General features: G+C 67.3%; 17 protein-coding genes and 1 pseudogene. 7 read left to right on the top strand and 11 right to left on the bottom strand.

Going from position 1 to position 19,400, the window contains the following annotated elements:
- Positions 1–49: 49 nt before the first annotated feature.
- Positions 50–2,296 carry a primosomal protein N' gene (locus QMX83_RS12705; RefSeq protein ID WP_282297006.1) on the bottom strand — a complete coding sequence of 749 codons (2,247 nt, stop codon included), beginning with the start codon at positions 2,294–2,296 and terminating at the stop codon, positions 50–52.
- 458 nt (positions 2,297–2,754) lie between these two features.
- On the opposite strand from QMX83_RS12705, the gene QMX83_RS12700 reads away from it, so the two are divergent.
- From QMX83_RS12700 to sppA, 4 genes are all read left to right on the top strand, one after another.
- Positions 2,755–3,735, top strand: coding sequence for a hypothetical protein (locus tag QMX83_RS12700; RefSeq protein WP_282297005.1), 981 nt, complete (start codon positions 2,755–2,757; stop codon positions 3,733–3,735).
- Positions 3,728–4,267, top strand: a complete 540-nt coding sequence (locus QMX83_RS12695) for a DUF3106 domain-containing protein (protein ID WP_282297004.1) — start codon at positions 3,728–3,730, stop codon at positions 4,265–4,267. The genes QMX83_RS12700 and QMX83_RS12695 overlap by 8 nt, the downstream gene beginning before the upstream one ends.
- A 108-nt stretch (positions 4,268–4,375) precedes the next feature.
- Entirely contained in the window at positions 4,376–5,746 is a 1,371-nt protein-coding gene (locus QMX83_RS12690; RefSeq protein WP_282297003.1) for an MATE family efflux transporter, read from the top strand.
- A 98-nt stretch (positions 5,747–5,844) separates the two neighbouring features.
- On the top strand, positions 5,845–7,749 hold the full coding sequence (sppA, locus tag QMX83_RS12685) for a signal peptide peptidase SppA (RefSeq protein WP_282297002.1): 1,905 nt from the start codon (positions 5,845–5,847) through the stop codon (positions 7,747–7,749).
- Positions 7,750–7,802: 53 nt separating this feature from the next.
- On the opposite strand, the gene QMX83_RS12680 is transcribed toward sppA, so the two are convergent.
- Complete coding sequence (locus QMX83_RS12680) at positions 7,803–8,021, bottom strand: hypothetical protein (protein WP_282297001.1); 219 nt, start codon at positions 8,019–8,021, stop codon at positions 7,803–7,805.
- A 128-nt stretch (positions 8,022–8,149) separates the two neighbouring features.
- Here QMX83_RS12680 and QMX83_RS12675 point away from each other — a divergent pair, with 128 nt between their 5' ends.
- The gene (locus QMX83_RS12675) at positions 8,150–8,926 is read left to right on the top strand and encodes an SDR family oxidoreductase (protein ID WP_282297000.1); all 777 of its coding nucleotides are present in this window, start codon (positions 8,150–8,152) and stop codon (positions 8,924–8,926) included.
- Between the two features lie 7 nt (positions 8,927–8,933).
- Here QMX83_RS12675 and QMX83_RS12670 read toward each other — a convergent pair whose 3' ends face one another.
- From QMX83_RS12670 to QMX83_RS12630, 9 genes are all read right to left on the bottom strand, one after another.
- Positions 8,934–9,668 (bottom strand): hypothetical protein, encoded by a 735-nt coding sequence (locus QMX83_RS12670; protein ID WP_282296999.1) that lies wholly within the window; start codon positions 9,666–9,668, stop codon positions 8,934–8,936.
- Between the two features lie 30 nt (positions 9,669–9,698).
- Positions 9,699–10,484, bottom strand: coding sequence for a DUF4124 domain-containing protein (locus QMX83_RS12665; RefSeq protein ID WP_282296998.1), 786 nt, complete (start codon positions 10,482–10,484; stop codon positions 9,699–9,701).
- A gap of 49 nt (positions 10,485–10,533) precedes the next feature.
- Positions 10,534–11,094 carry a Sua5/YciO/YrdC/YwlC family protein gene (locus QMX83_RS12660; protein ID WP_282296997.1) on the bottom strand — a complete coding sequence of 187 codons (561 nt, stop codon included), beginning with the start codon at positions 11,092–11,094 and terminating at the stop codon, positions 10,534–10,536.
- 56 nt (positions 11,095–11,150) lie between these two features.
- Entirely contained in the window at positions 11,151–13,640 is a 2,490-nt protein-coding gene (locus tag QMX83_RS12655; protein WP_282296996.1) for a DNA topoisomerase I, read from the bottom strand.
- Positions 13,641–13,831: 191 nt separating this feature from the next.
- Positions 13,832–14,737 (bottom strand): RDD family protein, encoded by a 906-nt coding sequence (locus QMX83_RS12650; RefSeq protein ID WP_282296995.1) that lies wholly within the window; start codon positions 14,735–14,737, stop codon positions 13,832–13,834.
- A gap of 61 nt (positions 14,738–14,798) precedes the next feature.
- A complete protein-coding gene (locus QMX83_RS12645) occupies positions 14,799–15,626 on the bottom strand; it encodes a pilin (protein ID WP_282296994.1) in 828 nt (275 codons plus the stop codon).
- 39 nt (positions 15,627–15,665) lie between these two features.
- Complete coding sequence (locus QMX83_RS12640) at positions 15,666–16,139, bottom strand: DUF494 family protein (protein ID WP_125361567.1); 474 nt, start codon at positions 16,137–16,139, stop codon at positions 15,666–15,668.
- Positions 16,140–16,181: 42 nt separating this feature from the next.
- Complete coding sequence (gene dprA / locus QMX83_RS12635; RefSeq protein WP_282296993.1) at positions 16,182–17,321, bottom strand: DNA-processing protein DprA; 1,140 nt, start codon at positions 17,319–17,321, stop codon at positions 16,182–16,184.
- Positions 17,322–17,432: 111 nt separating this feature from the next.
- The gene (locus tag QMX83_RS12630; RefSeq protein ID WP_282296992.1) at positions 17,433–18,563 is read right to left on the bottom strand and encodes a LysM peptidoglycan-binding domain-containing protein; all 1,131 of its coding nucleotides are present in this window, start codon (positions 18,561–18,563) and stop codon (positions 17,433–17,435) included.
- A gap of 126 nt (positions 18,564–18,689) precedes the next feature.
- On the opposite strand from QMX83_RS12630, the gene def reads away from it, so the two are divergent.
- Both def and QMX83_RS12620 read left to right on the top strand, forming a co-directional pair.
- A complete protein-coding gene (gene def, locus QMX83_RS12625; protein ID WP_282296991.1) occupies positions 18,690–19,202 on the top strand; it encodes a peptide deformylase in 513 nt (170 codons plus the stop codon).
- 99 nt (positions 19,203–19,301) lie between these two features.
- A pseudogene (locus tag QMX83_RS12620) lies at positions 19,302–19,400 on the top strand (methionyl-tRNA formyltransferase); the annotation flags it as partial.

Genomic DNA, 19,400 nt, shown 5'->3' with positions numbered 1-19,400 from the left:
CCGCCCCCCGGCGCCGGCCGGGGGGCGCGGGGGGGGCCCCCCCCGGCCCTCAGTAAAGGTCGGTTGGGTCGATATCCAGCGACCACCGCACCTTCCGCGCCTCAGGCAACCCATGTATCCGCGGCACCATCGCATCGAGCACCGCATGCAGCGGCCGCCGCTGCGGTGCGGACAACAGCAACTGAGTGCGCTGATACCCGGCACGACGCGGCATCGGTGCGGGCATCGGCCCGAAACGCTCCACTGGCGCATCCTCGGCAATCAAGCCACGTACCGCCGTGAGCATGCCGTTGGCATGCTCGACCTGCTGCGCTTCGGCACGCAGCAATGCCAGGTGCGCAAACGGCGGAAATCCCGCCGCTTCGCGCTGCTGCAGCTCGGCATCAGCGAAGGCGTGGTAGCCGCCATGCACCAGGGTTTCCAGCAAGGGGTGGCCGGGGTGATGGGTCTGCAGCCAGACCTCACCCGGGTCGGTGGCACGTCCGGCACGGCCGGCCACCTGGATCAACTGCTGGGCGAGCTTTTCACTGGCGCGGAAATCGGCCGAGAAAAGGCCTTCATCGATGCCCACCACCACCACCAGGGTCAGCCGGGGCAGGTCGTGGCCTTTGGCCAGGATCTGGGTGCCGACCAGAATGCCGGCCTGGTCGCCCAGACGCGCCAGCTGCGCTTCCAGCGCATCGCGGCGGCCGGTGGTGCCGCGATCAATGCGGATCACCGGGTAGTCGGCGAATGCCTCCACCAGGTGCTCTTCGAGGCGTTCGGTACCGATCCCCTGCGGCTGCAGTGCCAGGCTGCCACAGTCCGGGCAGGCCAATGGGGCCGGCTGGCGCGCGCCGCAGTGATGGCATTGCAGCCGCCGTCCGCCGGCATGCACAGTCATCGGCGCGTCGCAGCGCCGGCACGGTGCGGTCCAGCCACAGTCATGGCACAGCAGCACCGGCGCGTAACCGCGTCGGTTCTTGAACACCAGCACCTGATGCCCGCGCTGCAGATGCTCGGAAATGCCTTCCAGCACTTCCGGGGACAGCCCGTCCCGCAGCGGGCGCTTGCGTACATCCAGCACGCGCACACGCGGCGGGCGCGCCTCACCCGCGCGCTGCTTCAGCCGCAGGTGGGTGTAGCGTCCGCTGCGCGCGTTGTGTAGCGATTCCAGCGAAGGCGTGGCGCTGCCCAGCACCACCGGTACATCCAGTGCCTTGGCCCGCACCAGCGCGAAATCACGGGCGTGGTAGCGGATCCCGTCCTGCTGCTTGTAGCTGCCGTCGTGCTCTTCATCGATGACGATCAACCCGGCATTCGGCAGCGGCGTGAACACCGCCGAGCGCGTACCCACGATGACCTGGGCTTCGCCACGCGAGGCCGCGGCCCACACGCGCGCGCGCTCGTTGTCGTTCAGGCCCGAATGCAGCACGTGCACCGGAATGCCCAGGCGGGTGCGGAAGCGGGCCAGCGTCTGCGGGGTCAGTCCGATCTCGGGAACCAGCACCAGCGCCTGCCGGCCGCGCGCCAGGCAGGCGGCGATGGCCTGCAGGTAGACCTCGGTCTTGCCGCTGCCGGTGACGCCGTCGAGCAGGAAGGTGCCGAAGCCGCTGCCCCCCGTGATCGCGGCAACCGCCTCGGCTTGCTCGGCATTGGGGACCGGCCCAATACCGAGCATCGGTACCGGGGCAACGTGGACCTGCGCCACCCGTTCGAGCAGGCCGCGTTTTGCCAGCGAGCGCGCGGCGCTGCGCCAGTCGTCCATCAGCGTGTCCAGCTGGTCTTCATCCAGCGCGGTGCCGCGACCCGCGGCATCGGCCAGCAACTGGCACAGGCGCTGCGGCCGGGTGCCGGCGCGCTGGCGCGACCTCTGCGCCTCACCTTCTGGGGTCAGCTGCCAGCCCCAGCGGTGCGTGTCGGGCACCGGCTCGCCCCGGCGCAGGGAGGCGGGCAGGGCGGTGCTGACCACCTCGCCCAGCGGCGCGTGGGTGTAGCGCGCCAGCCATTGCAGGGAGCGCCACAGCTCGCCGTCCAGCAGAGGGGCTGGGTCCAGCCATTCGCGTGCAACACGCAGCGGGGCGTCGGCGGTGGCCTGGCCCAGCCCGGCGACCACGCCGACCAGTTCGCGCGAACCGAAGGGCACCCGCAGCCGCCGACCGATGCTGTCGGCTTCGGCACGGGTACCGGCAGGGGGGGCGTAATCGAACAGCTGCGGCAGGGGCAGGGGCAGGGCAACCTGCACCGTCCGCGTGCCGGGCGCAGGGGCCGGGGCAGGTTCCAGGGACAGGACAGGAGCCGCATTGGTGGAAGACATGGGCGCAGTGTAGCGGGCACTGCCCGCCCTGTTCAGGGCGCCGCTGCCGTCCCGGACCTTGTCCAGCCAGACTAAACATCACCTAAATATCGGTGGCTATTAGAGATTCAGTCTTATCCACATCTTCTGTGGATAAGTCTGTGTGCGAGCGTGCGACCGGAGGGGTTTCCTGCGGCGGTTCTGCTGGGTGGCTTAGGTTGGTCAAAAAATCGCCACACAACTAAGCCTTTGTAAATCAATGATTTGTGTGTGAAACAAAGCTGACATGCAGATGATGCGGACTTCACCTTGCGTTTTCCTGCCGTTTTTGGTGGTGCTGTGCACAACCTGCGTCGTGATGCCGCAGTGAATGCCTTGGGTTTCTTCACAGCCGGCCCGGTTCGGCATGCTCGTCCAACGGCACAGTCGCTATCATTCCGGCTCATGATGGAGTTGCTATGACGGCTGCGAACGCCTCGATGTCTTCCAACGCAGCCGGTGCGCTGCCGGCTTTTCTGCGCGGCGTGGAACGCCGTGCCCTGCTTGTGGCGGAGCTGCAGTGTGGCAATCCGACGGTGGCCGAACAGGCACTGGTCGCGGTGATGCGGGCGTTCACTGGCATTGCCAGTGACGTGCCAATGGCGCAGTGGCCCGACCGGTTCTGGATCCTGCTGGCGCACCGCCACCCGATCCGGGTGCCGGCCGAGGGCGGTCATTGGGACCCGGCCCTGGCACATCTACCCTCCTTGTCGCCCCCGGCCCGGCTGGCGCTGTTGCTGCGCATCGGCGGCGGTTTGGACGAGGCGGCGGCCGCGCAGATCCTCGACCTGCCGGTAGCCGAGTACCAGCAGGCGCTGGCCGAGGCCTGTCCTCGCGACAGCCATGGGCAGCCAGATGCGCGTGGCTGGCGAGCACTGGCCGAGCAGGTGCAGCAACGCCTGCGCGAGTTGCCGCTGGAGCGCCTGCAGCGGCTGCACCAGCCGAGCCCCGCCGTGGCCGAAGGAAGCCGACCGTCGCCGTCCTGGCGTGCGCCGGCCAAGGACGAACCGGCACCCCGCCGCCGGCCGACGCGGCGCGGCTCGCGTCCGCTGTGGCGCGGCCTGCTGATCCTGATACTGACCTCCGGTGCCCTGCTGGGGGGCGCGTACTGGTGGAAGCATCATCGTCAGGCCCCGTTGCCTGAGGCCAGCGTGCCGGAAGGCGCAGTCAGCATCGACAACCCGGTGCAGATGGAATCCTTGCCGGATGAGGACCTGCCGGCGGCAGCTCCTGCCACCGCGGTTGACGCTGCGGGTGATGCCGCCTTGCTGGCCGACCCGGACCTGGCGGTCATCCGCGATGCGGATCTGTACGCCTGGTTCGCCGCCGGAGGGCCGGTGCCCGTCGACGAATCACAACCCCAGCCCAGCCGCCCGGAACCGGCCTCTGCCGGCCTGGAGACGACCGATGCCGATGAGTAAGCCGACCTTCCTCCTGTTGTGTGCCTGCGCACTGGCCCCGCTGGGTGTGACCGCAGCCCCGGCACCCGTGGCACTGCCCCAGGCGGTACCTGCGGCGGCGACCGCTACGCCAGACCCCGCGCAGCTGCGCGCGTTGCACAGTCGCCAGGCCCAGTGGCAGGCCCTGCCCGAGGCCGAGCGCGCCCGCGTGCGCGAAGCGGCCCGGCGGCTGGCCGCACTGCCGCCGGACCAGCAGCAGACCATTCGGGCGACCTTCGCCGCGCAGGACACGCGCTTCCGTGAAGGCTGGCGGCTGGGTCCCACGCTGGGGGCGCAGTTCCCGAAGCTGGAAGGTCTGTTCGGGTATCTGCCCATCGAACAGCGGGATGCTGCCTTGGCGGCGCTGCGCCAACTCAGCCCCGAGCAACTGGCGCAGCTGACCCTGATCGCCCAGCGCACGCCGCCGCAGGAGCGCGACAAGGTGCGTGCCGATTTCCTGGCCCTGCCAGCGGGCGGCCGTGACCGTTGGCTGCACGAGAACGTGGTGCGCTGACCGTTCACCTCCGGCCATGGGTTTTGTCACCCTGCGCGCGTAAGATGGCGGCCCGCAACCCGGTGCCTGTGCCCTCCGCGCGCGACCGCAGTTGACGTCCGTACGTCCATGTCTACCGCCATTCCTGCTCCGCGCCTTTCCACCGAAGTGCGCGCCACCGGTCTGCTCGCGCTGCCGCTGGTCCTGGGCCATGTCTCCACCGGCCTGATCTCCTTCGTCGACAACGTGATTGCCGGCCACCACGGTACCCAGACCCTGGCGGCAGTGACCATCGGTACCGCGCTGCTGTGGTTGCCGATGCTCATTCCGATCGGCACGCTGATCTCGCTGACCGCCTCGGTGTCCCAGCTGCATGGGGCCGGACGCGAGCGTGAGATCGGCCCGCTGTTCCGCCAGGCGCTGTGGCTGGCGCTCGGCCTGGGCCTGATCATGTTCACCTTCCTGACGGTGGTGCCGCCGCTGCTGCCGGCCTTCGGCATCGCGCCGGACATCGTGCCCGGTGCGACCGCCTTCCTGCACGCGGTGCGCTGGGGCGGGCCGGCATTGACCCTGTACTTCTGCATGCGCTACCTGAGCGAAGGCATGCACTGGACCCTGCCGACCATGCTGCTGGGCTTCGGCGGCCTGCTGGTGCTGGCACCGCTGGGCTATGTGCTGTGCTACGGCAAGCTGGGCTTCCCGGAACTGGGCGCGGAAGGTCTGGGTATCGCCTCGGCCACCATGATGTGGCTGCAGGCGCTGTGCTTTGCCGGGTATCTGTGGAGAACCCGACGCTTCGCTCACCTGGAACTGTTCTCGCACTTTGAACTGCCGCGCTGGCGCGCGATCTGGGACCTGCTGCGCACCGGGCTGCCGATCGGCATCACCGTGCTGATGGAGGGCGGGCTGTTCATCGTGACCGCGCTGCTGATCGGGCGGCTGGGGGCCACCGAGGCCGCTGCCCACCAGATCGCCATCAACGTCGCCCAGCTGTGCTTCATGATTCCGATGGGCGTGGCCGAGGCCACGACCGTGCGGGTGGGCTATGCGGTGGGCAGCAACGACGGCCACGGTGTGCGTCGCGCGGCCAATGCCGGGCTGGTGATCATTCTGGCCACGCAGACGCTTTCGGCGCTGACCCTGCTGTTCGGCCACGACGCGATCGTGGGGGTGTACACCGCCGACCACGCCGTGGCGGCGCTGGCCTCCACACTGCTGCTGTATGCGGCTGCGTTCCAGTTCCCGGACGGTATCCAGGTGCTGTCCGCCGGGGCGCTGCGTGGCCTGAAGGACACCCGGGTGCCCATGTTCATTGCGATGTTCTCCTACTGGGGCCTGGGCATGCCGCTCGGTGCCGGGTTGGGGCTGGGGCTGGGCATGGGGCCGCAGGGGATGTGGCTGGGCCTGATCCTGGGTCTGACCGCTGCGGCGATCCTGATGGCGTGGCGGCTGCGGGTCAGCAGTCGCCGTGTCGGTAATGACCTGGTTGCAACGGTGTGATCCGTCCCACCTGAGGTCACCCTGACCTGTGTCCGATGCCGGCCTGACCGGCACCGGCTATGCTGGTACCACGGCAAGAAGCCAACTGGAGTTTCCCCATGAACCAACCTGTGCGTCGCAACCCCGTAGCCAGCTTCTTCATCGGGCTGTGGGATGTGATGAACTTTACCCGCCGGCTGATCCTGAACCTGCTGTTCTTCGGTCTGCTGCTGCTGGTGCTTGTCATGTTCGTCGTGGCGGCCGGCAAGAGCGCCGGTTCCAACCGTGGCCTGCAGGACCGCACCACCCTGGTGATCGCGCCGGAGGGCAAGCTGGTCGAGCAGTACACGGCCGATCCGCTCAGCCGCGCGCTGGCCAAGGCCGTTGGCGACAACGCCGCCGAGGAAATCCAGCTGCGCGACCTGGTCCGTGGCATCGACGCCGCACGCCAGGACAAGAAGATCGAACGCGTCGTCCTGCAGTTGGACAAGCTGCAGCCCAGCGGTTTTGCGTCGATGCGTGAAATCTCTGCCGCGCTGCAGGAACTGCGCGGTTCGGGCAAGCAGATCGTGGCCTACAGCGACGGCATGAGCCAGTGGCAGTACCTGCTGGCCGCGCAGGCCAACGAGGTCTACCTGGACCCGATGGGTGGACTGGTGCTGGAAGGCCTGGGGCGTTACCGCCAGTACTTCCGTGCCGGCCTGCAGGACAAGCTGGGCGTGGACGTGCACCTGTTCAAGGTGGGCGAGTACAAGTCCGCGGCCGAGCCCTACGTGCTGGACGCAGCCTCGCCGCAGGCCAAGGAAGCTGACCTGTTCTGGATGAACGATGTGTGGCAGCGCTATCTGGCCGACGTCGCCAAGGCGCGCAAGCTGGACGCCGCGCAGCTGGCCGCCGGCATCGACACGATGCCCGAAGGCGTTGCGGCTGCCGGCGGCGACCTCGCCAAGTTCGCCCTGCAGCAGAAGCTGGTCGACGGGCTGAAGACCCGTGAGGAAGTGGAAGACCTGCTGGCCGATCGCGGCGTAGCCGACGAAGACGCTGACGGCGGCTTCCGCAACATCACTCTGGGCGACTACCTGACCCAGCTGGACCTGCGCCGCTCGCCGGTGGATTCGCGTCCGCAGGTGGCCGTGGTGGTCGCTGCCGGTGAAATCGCCGGTGGCGATCTGCCGGCCGGCCGCGTCGGCGGCGAGTCGACCTCGGCCCTGCTGCGCGAAGCCCGCGAGGACAAGGACGTGAAGGCGGTCGTGCTGCGCGTTGATTCGCCCGGCGGTGAAGTCTTTGCGTCCGAGCAGATCCGCCGCGAGGTGGTGGCGCTGAAGGCCGCCGGCAAGCCGGTGGTGGTGTCGATGGGCGATCTGGCCGCTTCAGGCGGTTACTGGATCAGCATGAACGCCGACAAGATCTATGCCGACCCGTCGACCATCACCGGTTCGATCGGCATCTTCGGCATGATCCCGAACCTGGCCCGTTCGCTGGACAAGATCGGCGTGCACACCGACGGCGTGGGCACCACCCGCTTCGCCGGTGCGTTCGACATCACCCGTCCGATGGACCCGGCCGTGGGCCAGGTGATCCAGTCGGTGATCAACAAGGGTTACGCCGATTTCACCGGCAAGGTGGCTGACGCACGCAACAAGCCGGTTGAGGCCGTCGACGAAGTGGCACGCGGTCGCGTCTGGAGCGGTGCCCAGGCCAAGGAACGCGGCCTGGTGGATGACTTCGGTGGCCTGCGCGTGGCCCTGACCGATGCGGCCGCCCGCGCCAAGCTGGGCGGTCTGGACAAGGTGCGCGTGCGCTACATCGAGAAGCCCGCCACGCCGCTGGCGCAGTTCATCAGCGGCTTCGCCGGTACCCGCGCAGGTGCCTGGATGCTGGGTGAGTCGGGCATGGCGCGGATGATGCTGGCCCGTTCGATGCCGGAGCTGGACACCCAGCTGCGATTTGTCGAAAACGCCGCCCGCGACCCGCGTGGCAGCGCGCCGGTGAAGGCGCTGGCGTATTGCTTCTGCGGTTTCTGAGCCGCACAGATGCACACAAAAAACCCGGCTTCGGCCGGGTTTTTTGTTGGTACTCAATGTCCGCTTTCGGCGTCGTCCGCGGCGCGGGTGTCGGGAGCCTTTTCCAGCGCGTCGCGCGCCGCCTTGGCCTTGTCCAAGGGCTGCTCCATGGCATTGCGCAGGGCACTGGCTTGCGGTTCCGGTGGCTTCTCCGGTGACGGCGCGGCAGGCGGGCGGTTGCAGCCGGCCAGGGCCAGCACGGCAGCCAAAGACAGGGTGATGCGGATCAGCATGGCAACCTCGGGACGTCGGATGTGACGGCGTGCAGTGTGGCACCGCCGCAACGCCCTGTGTGTGACGGGGTGCGCCGCCACGGCATGCGAGCTATCCTGCCGCACCACGATGATTGCAGGAGAACCCGGTGAACGCACAGCGTTGGCGACTGGATGGACAGACCGCGTTGATCACCGGTGCCAGCGCCGGCATCGGACTGGCGATTGCCCGCGAACTGCTGGGCTTCGGTGCCGACCTGCTGATCGTCGGCCGTGACGCCGATGCCCTGGAAGTGGCGCGCGACGACCTGGCGGATGCGTTTCCCGAGCGTGAGATCCATGCCCTGTCGGCCGACGTTTCCGATGATGATGATCGCCGCCAGATCCTCGACTGGGTGGAAGACCACAGTGACGGCCTGCACCTGTTGATCAACAACGCCGGTGGCAACATCACCAAGCCTGCGACTGAATACACCGAAGACGAATGGCGCGGCATCTTCGAGACCAACCTGTTTTCAGCCTTCGAACTGTCGCGCTATGCGCACCCGCTGCTGACCCGGCACGCGGCGTCGGCCATCGTCAACGTGGGCAGCGTCTCCGGCCTGACCCATGTGCGCAGTGGCGCGGTATACGGCATGACCAAGGCCGCCATGCACCAGATGACCCGCAACCTGGCGGTGGAATGGGCTGAAGACGGCATCCGCGTCAATGCAGTGGCCCCGTGGTACATCCGCACGCGCCGGACGTCAGGGCCGCTGTCCGACCCGGACTACTACGACCAGGTAATCGAGCGCACGCCCATGCGGCGCATTGGGGAGCCCGAAGAAGTGGCGGCGGCGGTGGGCTTCCTGTGCCTGCCGGCGGCCAGCTATGTCACCGGTGAATGCATCGCGGTGGACGGCGGTTTCCTGCGTTACGGGTTCTGATCCGGCGTCACTGCGGGACCGGGCAATTGCTGGCGGCCAGCACCGCCTCCAACCGTTCACGCTCGGCGACGGCGGCGGGCTGTTTGTCGGCCGAAGCAAATCGCTCCTGCCCGCGTGCATTGCGGAAGCGCTGTTGCCAGGCCCCGCAGCGGTCGGCCTCGGCAATTTCCTGGCAGTCGTCACGGACCACCTCGCAGCTGGCCGCATTGACCGGCGTGACCCCGCCCAGTCCGGTGACCGACAGCAGTTCGCAGTGTGCCGGTGCCGGCTCAAGTTCGTTGAGATAGCGACCGCCATCGGCGCGCTGGCACTGGAAGATCGCGGGCGGTGGCGGCTTGGTCGAGTCCGCCTCCTGGGGTGCGTCGCCGGGCCGGGGCAGGTTGGCGCTGTCCAGAATGGCGTTGCCCCGTTCGACCTGGTACGCCTCGGAAATGGTCCGCTCCATCGGGATCTGCGTGCCCGGTATCAGGGGCGTGCCGGCGGCGGCCGCTGGCGTCGCCGGTGCTGAAGGTGCTGCCGGGGCCGGGGCCGGCGCGACCGGCGTGGCCTGGGTGGAGACTGAGGTTTCCGCGCGCGACGGACCCGCGCTCATGCGCTGCATCACCTGATGGCTGCCTTTCGGGCACGGCGTGCTCTGCATGCTGACGTTGTCATCGGCGTCGGTACAGCGGAACACAATGGTGTCGTCGGCCAGGGCCGGCGAGGACAGGCACATCAGCAGGAAAAAGCGCGCAGCGTTCATGGGTGCAGCATACAGGTGCCGTGTCCCGCGTTACCGGCAATCCCGGTCCAGTCGGGCATCGATGCCGCGCTGCTCGCGGCTGATCTCCGCACGCTCGCCCTGCAATGCGCTGTTGTAGCGTCGATCGAGTTCCCAGCGGCGATCACGCAGGATGGAGCAGACCTCGCCGGTGGGCAGCGCGTGGCACTGGTCGCGCACCAGTACATTGCCGCCGGGAACGACGACGTCGGTATAGGTGCCCGGGTAGCCCGATCCCTCGTGCTGCCATTGGGTGCTGCCGCTGCCGATGTTCACGCTGCCGCGTACACCGGAACCGCCGCCGGACACCGACAGCGAACCGCCGCTGCTGCTGACCGAACCGCTGCCCATCGGCATCACCGGCGGCAGCGGGCGCGGGCCGGGGCCCGGGCGTGAACCGCCGCCGCGATAGGGCAGGTAGGCACTGGTCCACACCGGCACCCAGCGAGGATTGCCTTCGCTGGTTTCACTGACGTAGCGGCTGCCGTCATCACGGATGCATTCGTACATCGGCTGCGGTGGCTGCACGTGGACGTAGCGCACTTCCCGCTCGGGGGCCGCGCGGGTCGGTGCCGAGGCTGGCGTATCACTGCGCACGGTGCGCGGCGGCGGATCGCGTGGCCGCTGCATCTCGCGGACTTCCTGGCGGCCATCGCGGCAGGGCGCATCCTGCAGGGACACGGCTCCGTTGCTGCCGACACAGCGATACACCCGCACGCTGCTGCTGTCCTGGGCCGCCAGCGTGGGCGCAGCGAGAACAAGCAGCAGGGGCAGGCACAGGGCGGTAGGGAGGCGCATGCCGGCAGTGTGCGGGGTAAACGGTGTACGCGCAAAGAACGCGCTGCGCTCAGGTGCGCAGGACATCCCCGGTCAACGCGTCGCGGATCGGGGTGGGCTGGGCCAGGCCGCCGGTGTCGCCGTCCAGCACGCCGTCCAGCAGCGGCAGCAGCGCCGGGTCCAGCTCGGCGCGGGTGCGCGCCGGCGGGTACCCGGCCAGGTTGGCGCTGGTGGACACCAGCGGTCCACCCCAGCGGCGGCTCAGCTCGGCCACCAGCGGATGGGCGCTGATCCGCACCGCAATGCCGCTGTGCTCGCCGGTGATCCACGCCGGGGCCAGGGGGCCGGCCGGCAGAATCCAGGTGTGGGCCCCTGGCCAGCTGGCCAACACGGCTGCCTGGCGCGATTGCGGCAGCGCTTTGAGGCGCACCCATCCCTCCAGCTGGGACAGCTCGGCGGCCACCAGAATCATGCCTTTTTCCACCGGGCGCTGTTTCAGCCGCAGCAGTTTGCGCACCGCCATCTCATGGCTCGGATCGCAGCCCAGGCCCCAGACGGCCTCGGTCGGGTAGGCGATCACCCCGCCAGCGCGCAGTGCGGTGACGGCAGTGTCGAGGGTGAGTTCGTTCATGGCGGTGACCGGTACGGCGGGAGGACTGATTATCCACCCGCCACGTGCGTCCGGCGTCACACCGCCTTCTTGACGGCCTTCTTGGCGGGAGCCTTTTTCGCGGCCGCCTTCTTCACCGCCTTCTTGGCCGGCGCTTTCTTGGCTGCGGCCTTCTTCGCCGGGGCCTTCTTGGCGGCGGGAGCCTTCTTCACTGCGGCCTTCTTGGCAGGAGCTTTCTTCGCCGCTGCCTTCTTGGCACCGAAGCCCTTGCGCACCGGCTTGCCGGTTTCTTCCATCAGCTGCTGCGCTTCGGCCAGGGTCAGTGAGGCCGGCTCACGGTCCTTCGGGATCTTGCCATTGAACTTGCCATCGCTCAGGTACGGGCCGAAACGACCGTTCAGCACCTGGATGTCGCTGCCTTCGAATTCCTTGATGATGCGGTTGCGGGCGATCTCTTCCTTTTCCTCGACCAGGAACACGGCGCGCGCCAGGTCGATGGTGTACGGATCGTCTTCCTTCTTCAGCGAGGCATAGGTGCTGCCGCGCTTGGCGAACGGACCAAAGCGGCCGATCCCCACGCTGACCGGCTCACCCTTGTCCTCGCCCAGGGCGCGCGGCATCAGGAACAGCTCCAGCGCATCTTCCAGGCTGATGGTGTGCATCGACTGGCCCGGACGCAGCGAGGCGAACTTGGGTTTCTCCTCGGCGTCTTCGGCGGTGCTGCCAATCGCCGCATACGGCCCGAAGCGACCCAGGCGCACGCTGACCGGCTTGCCGGTCTTGGGGTCGGTGCCGAGCTCGCGCGCGCCACTGGCTTCGGCGCGGTCGACCGATTCTTTCTTTTCTTCCACCAGCTTGTTGAACGGGTCCCAGAAGCGGGCCATCAACGGAATCCACTCTTCCTCGCCACGCGACACCGCATCGAGCTCGTCTTCAAGCTTGGCGGTGAAGTCGTAGTCGACGTACTGGGTGAAGTGGCTGGACAGGAACTTGGAAACGGCGCGGCCGACGTCGGAGGGACGGAAGCTGCGGCCTTCCATTTCCACGTACTTGCGGAACAGCAGGGTCTGGATGATCGACGAATAGGTCGACGGACGGCCGATGCCATACTCTTCCAGCGCCTTCACCAGCGCCGCTTCGGTAAACCGCGGCGGCGGCTGGGTGAAGTGCTGCTCGGCGATGATGCGGTCCAGCGGCACGCGGTCACCGGGCTTCATGGCGGGCAGCTTGCGGCCTTCGTCGTCGTCCTCGGCGCTCTTGCTGTCCTTGCCTTCCTCGTACACCGCCAGAAAACCCGGCACCACCACGGTGGTGCCGCTGGCGCGGAAGATGTGCTCGCTGCCGGCGGCCAGGTCGACGCTGACGGTGTTGAGCGTGGCCGGAATCATCTGGCACGCGACGGCGCGCTTCCAGATCAGCTCATACAGCTTGCGCTCGTCGTCGGTGAGATAACGCGACACCTGTGCCGGCGTGCGCAGGGCCGAGGTCGGGCGCACGGCTTCGTGCGCTTCCTGGGCGTTCTTGGACTTGGTCTGGTAGGTGTTGGGCTTGTCCGGCAATGCGGCGATGCCGTAATCGCGGGCGATCACGTCGCGGATTTCCGCCAAAGCGTCCTGCGACAGGTTCACCGAGTCGGTACGCATGTACGAGATCAGGCCGACCGTACCTTCATCGCCAATGGCCACGCCTTCGTACAGCTTCTGCGCGACCTGCATGGTCTTGCGGGTGGTGAAGCCCAGCTTGCGCGAGGCTTCCTGCTGCAGGGTCGAGGTGGTGAACGGCGGGGCCGGACGGCGCTTGCGCTCCTTGCTGGCCACGTCGGTGACGTGCAGGGAACCCTGCGCGGCCTGCTGGATGCGCAGGCGCGCGGCCTCGGCGGTGTCGCCGTCGGTGACCGTGAACTGCTCGAACTTCTGCCCGTCCAGTTTGATCAGGCGGGCATTGAACGCCTGCGAAGGATGCGCGCAGGCTGCTTCAATGCTCCAGTACTCGCGGGCGATGAAGGCTTCGATTTCTTCTTCGCGCTCGACGATCATGCGCAGCGCCGGACTCTGCACGCGGCCGGCGGACAGGCCGCGCTGGACCTTGCGCCACAGCACCGGCGACAGGTTGAAGCCGACCAGGTAGTCCAGCGCGCGGCGCGCCTGCTGGGCGTCGACCAGGTCGCTGGCGATCGGCCGCGGCTGGCTCATGGCTTCTTTGATGGCGCGCGGGGTGATCTCGGTGAAGACCACGCGCTGCATCGGCTTGTCCTTGAGCAGGCCGCGTTCTTTCAGGATTTCAGCAATGTGCCAGCTGATCGCCTCGCCCTCGCGATCCGGGTCGGTCGCCAGAAAGATGTCGTCAGCCCCCTTGGCGGCCTTGGCGATGGCGTCGACGTGCTTCTCGTTCTTGTCGATCAGGTCGTACCGCATCGCGAAGTTGTTGTCCGGGTCGACCGCACCTTCCTTGGGGACCAGGTCACGCACATGCCCATACGAGGCCAGGACGGTGAAGTCCTTGCCGAGGTATTTGTTGATCGTCTTGGCCTTGGCGGGCGATTCGACGATGAGCAGGTGCTTGGGCATGGCAATGAATTCTGTGGGCAAAGGACCCGGAAGGGCCGCTAGGGTGGAGCAAATGGCCGCATTAGTGAAGGGCAGCCGTCGATATATACAGACTGAACGCCCGGTTGTGCGCCGGGCGTTCAGGTTTGCGCCTATTAGTGGAATCACGCCGGAGCCGCCTGTGTCAAGCGGCCCGGTGTGAGGATGCCGGGTCAGGACATCGAGGAAGCGGCGATACCGGCAAACACCAGCAGGGCGATCACGCCCAGCAGGATGATGCCATTCAGCACCAGAATGATGACCGTCACAGTTCCCATGCCACGCTCCTGGAACTCGGCATGCTCGGTGAAGGCCCACCGGTCCACCACCACCGTGTCGCACAGCATGTCGTGCAGCGCCTGCTTGCGCTCGGTAAAGGCGGCCATGATGAAGCCGATCAGCAGGGTCAGGCCGCTCAGGACGAAGCCCCAGTAGCGGCCGAAGGCGCGCATGAAGGTCAGGCGTTCGCCGTCGCTGCGCACCACCTTGATGCCCACCGCCATCTTGCCCAGGGTGGCTCCGCCGCGCGAGGAGTGGAACCAGGCGTAGTAGGCGATGCCGACCACGAAGCTGGCCAGGATCCCCAGCAGGTACATCACGCCCATCACCGCGGAGTTGTCGCTGACCGCGCCGATGCCGTTGAACACCAGGCTGACCGGGAAGTTGATGATGCCGACCAGGAACGAGTCCAGGAAGTAGGCCGCATAGCGCCGCCAGAATCCGGCGTAGACCACTTCGCCGCCGGAGACCACCGCCGAACCATAGCCGCTGACCGCAGTCGGAGCATCGTAGGGCGAGCGGGTGCCGCCGCCGGTGCCGGGCAGGGGGGCGGTGCCGTTGTCGATGGCGGTGTAGTCGCCGCGCAGGTCAAAGCCGGAGCCCAGGTTGCTGCTGGCGCTGGTCAGGTTCTGCAGCTGCAGTTCCTCCACCGCCTCGGACAACGGCTTCCACTGCGAAAAACCCTCGCGCCAGACCAGGGTGGTCAGGCTGATCTCCCCGCGCTGGAAGCGCTGGCGCAGGTCTTCTGCCATCAGCGGACCCTGACGGTCCTGGCCGTCCGCGTAATACCACTCGGTCATTGCTTCAATCCCCATTGTGATTCGTCCTTAAACTCATCTACGACACGCCGTACGGGTGCGCTCAGTTGCTGCAGTTGAGTGGCAGATAGCGCTTGTCGGCGTCACTGCTGCAACTCCATTGCTGCTGCGCCACGTCGTACTCGAACCACAGCATCTTGCCATCGATCTGGCGCTTGCCTGGCATCGAGAACTCGATCTCGACGCCGCAGCGACCGTCGCCGAAACGCCCGATCCGGACCTGGCCCACGCCATTGGTGGCATAGCTGGCCGGCGAGCCGAAGCCCTCGTCACCATTGACCGGACAGCGGTCGTAGTTGGCGACGAACTCGGTCACCCGCGGCTTCAGCGGTGTCAGCATCCCGACCGTCTGCGCCATCTGGGCTTTGGTCACATAGTCGTTGTAGGCGGGGATAGCGATCGCGGCGAGGATGGCGATGATCGCCACCAGGACCACGCCGACCACGGCCAGCACGATCGCCACCGGACCACATCCGGACTTCTTCGGCGGCGGTGCGGCTGCCGGGCGCGAATAGGCCGGTTGCTGCGGCGGCGGTGGGGCCGTGCGCGTGCTGGTATCGATCTGGAAGGTGGCCGGAATACGCGGCGGCACCGGCTCGACCGGTTGCGGTGCGACGGGTTCCGGCGTGGACTCAAGCTCGAAGTGCGCCGTCGGCGCTGCCGGGGCGGCCGGGACTGCAGGTGCGACAGGTGCAATCACCAGGCCGATCTCGGCGGCCACATCGCGCAGGGGTAACCACTGCGCAAGACCATCACGCCATACCAGCGTGTCCAGCCCGATCCGGCTGGACGTATACAGCGCGATCAACTCTTCAGACGCCAGCGGCCCACGCTGCTGGCGATTTCCTTCTGCATAGAACCACTGGCCCACGTTCCATTCCCCTGAATGCGCAAGGCACCCAGTGTACGGTCAGTGAAGGGGTTCTGGCTCGTCCACGAACATCTGGGTTTCCATCCAGGCGTAGGCTGCCTCGGACCCGGGTTGGTTGAACAGCACCATCAGCACGACCCACTTCAGGTCGTCCAGGTCCAGTTCGTCCTGGTCCAGGGCCATGGCACGGTCGAGCACCAGCTCGCGCTGGTTGGCGTCCAGGATGCCGTGTTGTTCCAGGAACAGCAGGAAGCCACGGCCTTCCACGTCCAGCTTGTCCAGTTCCGGACCGTGATAGACGCGCACCGGACCGTCGACGCGGGCCTGGGTCACGGCCGGCCGCTGTTCGGCCAGGGCATCGAGCCAGTCGAACGCCTTGTTGATCTCGGTGGGGCTGAAACCAGCCTGTATCAGGCCGTTCTGGAGGGAGTCGCGATCACGGACGATGTCCGCATCTTCGCTGAAGTAGTGTTCAAAAAGGTACAGCAGGACATCCAGAATGCTCTCTTTCATTGCCCCTCGGCCTGCGTCTTCGACGCTGTGGAGGTGAAGAAACTAGGGTTTTCGACAGTAGCAGCCATGTACGGCAACCACCTTTCCATCCAGTTCCATGAGTTGCAGCATGGCCGACAGGCGGGCTGCCGTCAATCCACTGCGCAGGACCAATGAATCCATAGGGATTGGGTTTTCATCCAGCGCCTGCCACAAGCGCTGGTAGTCCGGGTCGGAACGGAAGGTCGAGCCCGGTGGCGTCGGGCGTGCCTGTTCAGTGGGGGCGTTGAGGCGGGTTCGCAAGGCCTGGCCCAGCCGGGCGGCGACCGCGCCCAGTGGCTCGATGATTTCGTCGGGGTGCTCCACCAGGCGGACCCCGTCGCGGATCAACCGGTGGCAGCCGCGGGCGCGCGGGTTGCGCACCGAGCCGGGCAGGGCGAACACCTCGCGACCCGATTCAGCCGCCAGCCGGGCGGTGATCAAGGCCCCCGATCGCAGTGCGGCCTCGATGACCACGGTGCCCAGCGACAGCCCGGCGACGATTCGGTTGCGCGCCGGAAACTGACCGGCCCGCGCCTCCGTCCCGGGGGGATACTCGCTGACCACCGCGCCGCGTTCGGCGATCTGTGCCTGCAGGCGGTCGTGCCGGGGCGGAAACACGCGGTCCGGCCCGGTCCCGACCACCGCGACGGTGCGTCCACCAGGCACGGCCAGCGCGGCGTGATGCGCACGGCCGTCGATCCCGGCCGCCAGCCCGCTGAAAACGGCCAGTCCACTGCGCGCGAAAGCGTCGGCGAACTCAGCGGCCAGCTCGGCACCGGTGGGCGAGGGGGTGCGGCTGCCGACCACGGCCACGCCCGGATGCCACAACGCAGTCGGGTCGCCGTGCACGAACAAGGCCAGCGGGGCGCGGGCGACGCTGCGGAGCAGGTCCGGGTAGTCGTCGGCGTCGATCGACAGCAGGTGTCGGCCGGGCTGGGCCAGCCACTGGCGTCCCCGTGACAGGGCGTCCGGATCAGGGCGCAGCAGGCGGGTGCGCTGTTCGCCGCTGCAGCCGGCGGCGCGCCAGGCATTGGGTCCTGCGCGCAGTGCCGCAGCGGCTGAGCCATGCGCAGTGAGCAGGCCATGGCGGGGCTCCGGCGCGCCGCCGGCCAGGACCAGGTGCAGCAGGGCGTCGGTGTCAGCAGGTAGATCGATGGGCATCCCGGCAGGCTAGCCGGGATACGACGACGGCACCCTCAGGTGCCGTCGTTGTGTAGCGTCAGGTTCTTCACCGACTGCGGGTCGGTGCCCGCCCGAGGGCGGGGTGCCGCGTTACTGCGCGTCCGGGTGGCGGACGTTGTAACCGACCAGTACCGGCTTCTTGCCTTCCATGACCAGCGCGTAGCTGACCTTGTCGAAGGTGCGGAAGACCATCGCGTGCGCGGCGTACTCGTCCGGCAGGCTGACCCGGCCAGCACCGCTGCTGAGCGCGTCGTCCATGCGCGAGGAGCCCGGGAACTTCATCCGGTTGGCCACATGGCGGCCATTGCGCCACAGCGAGACCACGGTGCCATTGTCGATGCCGTCGGCGCTGCCGGCGGAAAGGGCAATGACGTCACGCGGGCCGCCTGCGGTGAACATGTCCGTCACCGCCAGTACACGGATTTCCAGACCCTCGGTCTGGGCCGCCGGCACGTGCGGGAAGAACTGCAGGTCATACGGCTGCGCCTCGACCGGCACCAGGCGGTCGCCCGGGCGGACTTCACGGCCGTCACCCAGACCCTGCAGTGACAGCGTGGCCACTTCGGACTGACCGTCAGGCAGCTTGACGATGGTGCCCACGTTCACCTGGGCCAGTTCGTAGCCCAGCGATTCGCGGCGGTTGCTCGGGGCAACGAACGACTTCCAGACATTGCCGCTGCCCGGGGTGACGTCCCCGTTGGCGGTCAGGTCTTCAGACGGCTTGGGCAGGCCGAAGCGCACGGTCGGGCGGACCACGGCCCAGCGCTGGCCGACTTCAGCCCCCTGCAGGTTCATCACATAGGCAACCTGGCCGGTGGTGGCACGCAGACGGTTGTCTTCCAGGGCCACGATGTGCGGCAGGGACTTGATCTCGTCCACAACGCTCATCTGCTTCAGGAAGGGCTCCACCTGGGCCAGCGGAATGGCATTCAGCGGGGCGTCCTGGCGCGGGCCGGGCTGGGCCACGACGCGGTCCAGGTAGGCCAGGCTGAGCACGTCACCCGGGTAGATCAGGTGCGGGTTCTTGACCTGCGGATTGGCTTGCCAGATTTCGGGCCACAGCCACGGCTTTTTAAGGAAGCGCGCGGAAATGTCCCACAACGTATCGCCCTTCTGGACGACGTAGGTATCCGGGTGACCACCGTTCACTTCAACGGCGGTAGCATAGGTGGCGACGGTCAACATCGCGACGGCGAGAACCGTACGAGTACGTTCAAACATAGGAGTGGTGCCTGATTCCCCAACAGGTTTGACCACTATAGTCCAGAAACCGGGGCGCAAGGCAAGCGTTGGCGATAGAATTGCGACCTACGCCGCTTTTACGGGCGCCCCCAACCGGTATTTGCCATGGCTCTCCTGCCCATTCTCGAGTTCCCCGACCCGCGCCTGCGCACCAAGGCTGCGTTGATCGACGCCGCCGAGGTGACCACGCCGGCCTTCCAGACGCTGGTCGACGACATGTTCCAGACCATGTACGAGGCCCCCGGAATCGGGTTGGCCGCCAGTCAGGTTGACGTTCATAAGCGCTTCATGGTCATCGACGTCAGCGAGGGCAAGGACACCCCGATGGTGTTCATCAACCCGGAAATCGTCACCCAGCAGGGTGGCCAGGTGTACCAGGAAGGTTGCCTGTCGGTGCCGGGCATCTTTGCCGACGTGACCCGCGCCGACTCCATCACCGTCCGCTTCCTGGATCGCCAGGGCGTGGCCCAGGAGCTCACCACCGACGGCCTGCTGGCGGTCTGCGTGCAGCACGAGATGGACCACCTGGACGGCAAGCTGTTCATTGACTACCTCTCGCCGCTCAAGCGCGAGATGGTCCGCAAGAAGCTGGCCAAGCAGCGCAAGCACGTTGCCTGATCCAGTGACCGGCGCAGCGGGCGCGGCATGGCCGCGTCTGGCGCGGTTTGATCGGCGCCGCCTTCCGGCGCCGTTTTACTTTCTGCAAGTGGGGTCGCCATGAGGATTGTCTTTGCCGGTACGCCGGAGTTCGCGGTCGCGTCGTTGCGTGCCGCCGCACGCCATCATGAAGTGGTGGCGGTGTACACCCAGCCGGAT

Origin of the sequence: Stenotrophomonas sp. PS02289, from assembly GCF_029960115.1 — a bacterium.
Classification (GTDB): domain Bacteria; phylum Pseudomonadota; class Gammaproteobacteria; order Xanthomonadales; family Xanthomonadaceae; genus Stenotrophomonas.
This window is presented reverse-complemented; position numbering and strand designations above follow the sequence as displayed.